The following is a 692-nucleotide window of genomic DNA, read 5'->3' as shown; positions in this document are numbered from 1 at the left end:
ACGCTCAACACCGCCCAGCATTTCAGGCTGGAACGCGAGGTCGGTTCGATCGCGCCGGGGCGGCTGGCGGATCTTTTGATCGTGTCCGATCTTGCCCAGATGACGATAGACGAGGTCTATGGCCGCGGCGTCAGACTGGCGAAAGCCGGCAAGCTCGAGATCGACATTCCGGCCTATGATTATCCCGGGACGGCGAAAAACACGGTCAACCTCGGCAAAAGGCTCAAGGCCTCTGACTTTGACATCGCCGCGCCACAGGGTGCCAACGAGGTGCGGGCGCGGGTGATCGGCGTTATCGAGAACCAGGCGCCGACCAGAGCGCTCGAGGCCGACCTGCCCGTCGAGAACGGGCTGGTCGCCATGGATCGCCGCAACGACATTTGCCAGATCGCCCTGGTCGAACGCCACAGGGGCACGGGCGGCGTCACCAACGCCTTCGTGTCGGGGTTCGGCTATATGGAAGACTGCGCGATGGCCTCGAGCGTGGCGCATGATGCGCACCACATCATCGCCGTCGGAACCAACAAGGAGGACATGGCTTTAGCCGTCAACCGGCTGAGCGAGGTCGGCGGCGGCGTCGTGCTCTACTCCAAGGGCAAGGAACTGGCGCTCGTCGAAATGCCGATCGCAGGGCTGATGTCGGACGAGCGCGCGGAGATCGTCGCGGCCAAGGCCGAGCAGTTGACGGAAGC

At 64.0% G+C, this 692-nt stretch carries 1 protein-coding gene; it reads left to right on the top strand.

All coding sequences use genetic code 11. The annotated features are described in order from the left end of the window. The coding region (locus EOA32_RS37565; RefSeq protein WP_145971527.1) for an adenine deaminase C-terminal domain-containing protein at nucleotides 1-692 on the top strand (692 nt) is incomplete at both ends.

The sequence above is a fragment of the Mesorhizobium sp. M1A.F.Ca.ET.072.01.1.1 genome, from assembly GCF_004023325.1.
In the GTDB taxonomy this organism is placed as follows: Bacteria; Pseudomonadota; Alphaproteobacteria; order Rhizobiales; family Rhizobiaceae; genus Mesorhizobium.
This window is presented reverse-complemented; position numbering and strand designations above follow the sequence as displayed.